The organism is Pseudoalteromonas sp. Z1A8, from assembly GCF_011378855.1.
GTDB lineage: Bacteria > Pseudomonadota > Gammaproteobacteria > Enterobacterales > Alteromonadaceae > Pseudoalteromonas.
This window is the reverse complement of the sequence record NZ_WTLB01000102.1, coordinates 1-4,115: the sequence shown is the minus strand read 5'-3', so window position 1 is coordinate 4,115 and position 4,115 is coordinate 1. Positions and strand designations below refer to the sequence as shown.

The window sequence follows — 4,115 nt, the reverse complement described above, 5'->3', positions numbered from 1 at the left end:
TTCCCGTCTCAGTGGGGTCGCATTATAGGGAGATCCGAAAACAGATCAACCCTTTTTTGAAGAAAACTTGAAATAAAGTGCTGTTCGCTGAGTATTTGAGCTAAACACGTTAAAAACACAACATAACTAGCAAGTTATTAACAACTAAAGGCGTTTTAACTATTCTAGTATCAAAAATTGTATCAAACGATCTTCATGTAGAGGCTTGCACCCCAAATGATCAACACGATCGCTAATGAAAGTGTTACGGCTGCAGATCCCATATCTTTAGCTCTACCCGATAACACATGCAATTCTGTACTTACTCTGTCTGTTAATGCTTCGATGGCAGAATTTAATAATTCAACTATTAGTATAACCAGCAGTGAACTTACTAATATTGCCCAGTGCAGTAATGATGAAGCAAGCCAAAATGAAATAGGAAATAATATAAGACTTAGTAATAGCTCTTGTCTAAATGCAGCTTCCTCCTTTAATGCAGCTCTAAAGCCTAGGTAGGAACAATAAGTTGCTTTGAAAACACGTTTGAGGCCTAAGCCATTTGGTTTAAGTATATCTTTCATTAATAAACTCTATGAATGAAGGTCAAAATAAAGCCCCGCATTGCGAGGCTTTTTATTTATGCTACACCGTATTGATCACGATAAGCTTTAACTGAGGCTAAATGTTCGTCCATCGTCCCTTGAACTTCAAGGTAGCTAATAAGATCAGCTAATTTTACAATAGAGATTACTTTGGTATCAAAGTCGCGCTCAACTTCTTGAATAGCTGATAACTCAGCTTTACCTTTTTCCTGGCGATCTAATGCTATTAAAACGCCACTAAGGTCTGCGCCATTCTCAGCAATAATTTCCATAGACTCACGTATAGCGGTACCAGCGGTAATTACATCATCAACTAGCATTATTTTGCCATTAAGTTCTGAACCCACTAATGTGCCACCTTCACCGTGTGATTTTTTTTCTTTACGGTTAAAGCAGTACGGTACATCTTTATCATGGTGATCTGCTAATGCAACTGCTGTTGTTGTCGCTATTGGAATACCTTTATAAGCAGGACCAAATAATACATCATACTCTATCGATGAATCTTCCAATGCTGCAGCATAGAAGCGACCTAAACGCGCTAAATCACGACCAGTATTAAATAAGCCAGCGTTAAAAAAGTACGGACTTGTTCGCCCTGACTTTAAAGTAAACTCACCAAACTTTAATACCTGCTTCTCTAGAGCAAATTCTATAAACTCTTTTTGATAATCTTTCATATCTAGTGGCCTACCTATTTATGCTAATGCTTGCTTTTGTACGTCAATGATTTCGCGTATAGAATGTTTGGCTAAAGTAAGTAATTCATCCAGCTCATCAAACGAGAAAGGTTCACCTTCGGCTGTACCTTGAATTTCAATAATTTTACCTGTCTCAGTTAAAATTACATTCATATCAGTCTCAGCAGCTGAATCTTCTATATACTCTAAATCGCTAATTGCTTGACCTTTGTATATGCCGACTGAAATAGCCGCAATCATATGCTTAAGTGGGTTTGAGTTAATCATACCTTTAGCACGCATATGCGTTAGTGCATCAACTAGTGCAACACATGCGCCACTTATAGAAGCAGTACGTGTACCACCATCTGCTTGAATAACATCACAGTCGATAGTAATCGTGTTTTCACCAAGGGCTTTTAAATCAACAGCCGCACGAAGTGCACGTGCAATTAAGCGTTGAATTTCCATAGTACGACCGCCCTGCTTACCACGTGCAGCTTCACGCGCATTACGTGTATGCGTTGCTCGCGGTAACATACCGTATTCAGCATTAATCCAACCCTTACCTTGGCCTTTCATGAAACGAGGAACGCCCGATTCAACAGTCGCTGTACAAAGTACTTTGGTGTTACCAAACTCAACAAGTACTGAGCCTTCAGCATGCAAAGTATAATTACGTGTAAATGTAACAGGTCTAATTTGGTTAGGTGTTCTTTCGCTTGGACGCATTGACGATCCCCTTAATTCAGAATTTGCGACATTATAAGTGTATGTGGGTATAGATACCATGCTGATTTAAATAAATAGCTGTATGCAAAATATTCAGTGTATTAAATTTTCCCTAGAGCTTAAGCGGTGTTACGGTATAATCATCGTAATATTGTATTTATAAATTTAGGAAAATATCCATGATCCACAGTATGACAGCTTATGCGCGTCGCGAAATAAAAGGCGATTGGGGAACTGGCACTTGGGAAGTTCGTTCAGTGAACCAGCGTTACCTTGAAACATTTATTCGCGCACCAGAGCAATTTCGTGGCATGGAGCCAGTTATTCGTGAGCGTTTACGCAAACACTTACAACGCGGTAAAGTTGAGGTTTTTTTAAAGTTTGTAGCAAATCCTGCCCATGTTGGTGAGCTATCAATTAACCAAGCCCTTGCTGAGCAACTTATAAATAGTGCTAAATGGGTTCAACAGCAAAGTAATGGCGACATTAATCCTGTTGATATATTGCGTTGGCCTGGTGTTATGGAAGCTGAAGAACTTGATATGGATAGCGTTAATACAGCACTAATTGCTGGTCTTGATCAAGTAATCGAAGATTTTAAATCAGCTCGTGGCGATGAAGGTGCAAACCTTGAAGAAATGATAGCAATCCGCCTTGATGCGATTTTAGAGCAAGTAGAAATTGTAGAAACGCATATGCCTGAGATTGCTAAGTGGCAGCGTGAAAAACTGGCTCAAAAGCTAGAAGACTTAACAGCAAACATTGACGAGTCACGCCTTGAACAAGAACTTATTTATCTTGCTCAAAAACAGGATGTAGCTGAAGAATTAGATCGTTTAAAGTCTCACGTTAAAGAAACTAAAAAAATCCTTAAAAAAGGTGGCGCATGTGGTCGTCGTTTAGATTTTATGATGCAAGAGTTTAATCGTGAGGCTAATACATTGGCATCTAAGTCTATCAATAGTGACATTACTACTGCCGCTGTAGAGCTAAAAGTGTTGATTGAACAAATGAGAGAACAAATTCAAAACATTGAATAATTTTCAGCCAATATAGAATATTCATTACTTATCAAACCCGAGCTTGGCTCGGGTTTTTTATTAATACCAATAATGATATTTCGAATGTTGTTACCTAGCACTTCGCTTAATGTGAAATCCTTACCTTCAAATCACACTTTATTTTAGACATTAAAAAGCCCGAGACTAAGCTCGGGCTTTTTGGTAACAATTAGCTAGGCTAATAATTACGCTTTGAACGTTACTACAACGCACCTACGCCTAAAGTAAGAGCGCCACCTTCGTATGACACTTTATTTTAGACATTAAAAAGCCCGAGACTAAGCTAGGGCTTTTTGGTAATAATTAGCTAGGCTAATAATTACGCTTTAAACGTTACTACAACGCACCTACGCCTAAAGTAAGAGCGCCACCTTCATATGACACTTTATTTTAGACATTAAAAAACCCGAGACTAAGCTCGGGCTTTTTGGTAACAATTAGCTAAGCTAATAATTACGCTTTGAACGTTGCTACAAAGTACCTACGCCTAAGGTAAGAGCGCCACCTTCATATGACACTTTATTTTAGGCATTAAAAAGCCCGAGACTAAGCTCGGGCTTTTTGGTAACAATTAGCTAGGCTAATAATTACGCTACGATAGTTGCTACAACACCAGCACCTACAGTACGACCACCTTCACGGATAGCAAAACGAAGACCTTCATCCATCGCGATTGGCGCGATTAGAGTTACTGTCATCTTGATGTTATCACCAGGCATTACCATTTCTACGCCATCTGGTAACTGTACGTCACCTGTTACGTCAGTTGTACGGAAGTAGAACTGTGGACGGTAACCTTTGAAGAATGGAGTATGACGACCACCTTCATCTTTCGAAAGTACGTATACTTCTGAAGTGAATGTAGTATGTGGGTTAATTGAACCAGGCTTAGCTAGTACTTGACCACGTTCAACGTCTTCACGTTTAGTACCACGTAGAAGTGCACCGATGTTTTCGCCAGCACGACCTTCGTCTAGAAGCTTACGGAACATTTCAACACCAGTACAAGTAGAACGAGTTGTATCATTGATACCAACAATTTCTACTTCGTCATTGAT

General features: G+C 39.2%; 5 protein-coding genes. 1 reads left to right on the top strand and 4 read right to left on the bottom strand.

Annotation, left to right across the window (positions count from 1 at the left end):
- Window positions 1–182 precede the first annotated feature (182 nt).
- Genes GQR55_RS19690 through rph form a run of 3 tightly spaced genes read right to left on the bottom strand, consistent with a single transcriptional unit; the run spans window position 183 to window position 1,996 of the window.
- The gene (locus tag GQR55_RS19690) at window positions 183–563 is read right to left on the bottom strand and encodes a diacylglycerol kinase (RefSeq protein WP_166421928.1); all 381 of its coding nucleotides are present in this window, start codon (window positions 561–563) and stop codon (window positions 183–185) included.
- A gap of 56 nt (window positions 564–619) precedes the next feature.
- Entirely contained in the window at window positions 620–1,264 is a 645-nt protein-coding gene (pyrE, locus tag GQR55_RS19685) for an orotate phosphoribosyltransferase (RefSeq protein ID WP_166421927.1), read from the bottom strand.
- Window positions 1,265–1,282: 18 nt separating this feature from the next.
- Window positions 1,283–1,996 (bottom strand): ribonuclease PH, encoded by a 714-nt coding sequence (rph, locus tag GQR55_RS19680; RefSeq protein WP_002958890.1) that lies wholly within the window; start codon window positions 1,994–1,996, stop codon window positions 1,283–1,285.
- A gap of 179 nt (window positions 1,997–2,175) precedes the next feature.
- Between rph and GQR55_RS19675 the strand changes: the two genes are divergently transcribed.
- Window positions 2,176–3,036, top strand: coding sequence for a YicC/YloC family endoribonuclease (locus GQR55_RS19675; RefSeq protein ID WP_002958889.1), 861 nt, complete (start codon window positions 2,176–2,178; stop codon window positions 3,034–3,036).
- 608 nt (window positions 3,037–3,644) lie between these two features.
- Here the strand turns inward: GQR55_RS19675 and GQR55_RS19670 are convergent.
- Window positions 3,645–4,115: EF-Tu/IF-2/RF-3 family GTPase (locus GQR55_RS19670; RefSeq protein WP_240916927.1), on the bottom strand; the 471-nt coding region annotated here is incomplete at its 5' end.

What these genes read in the sequence shown, in the direction of transcription:
- GQR55_RS19690 (WP_166421928.1), bottom strand. Translation starts at nt 563, where the DNA reads ATGAAAGATATACTTAAACCAAATGGCTTAGGCCTCAAACGTGTTTTC.
- pyrE (WP_166421927.1), bottom strand. Translation starts at nt 1,264, where the DNA reads ATGAAAGATTATCAAAAAGAGTTTATAGAATTTGCTCTAGAGAAGCAG.
- rph (WP_002958890.1), bottom strand. Translation starts at nt 1,996, where the DNA reads ATGCGTCCAAGCGAAAGAACACCTAACCAAATTAGACCTGTTACATTT.
- GQR55_RS19675 (WP_002958889.1), top strand. Translation starts at nt 2,176, where the DNA reads ATGATCCACAGTATGACAGCTTATGCGCGTCGCGAAATAAAAGGCGAT.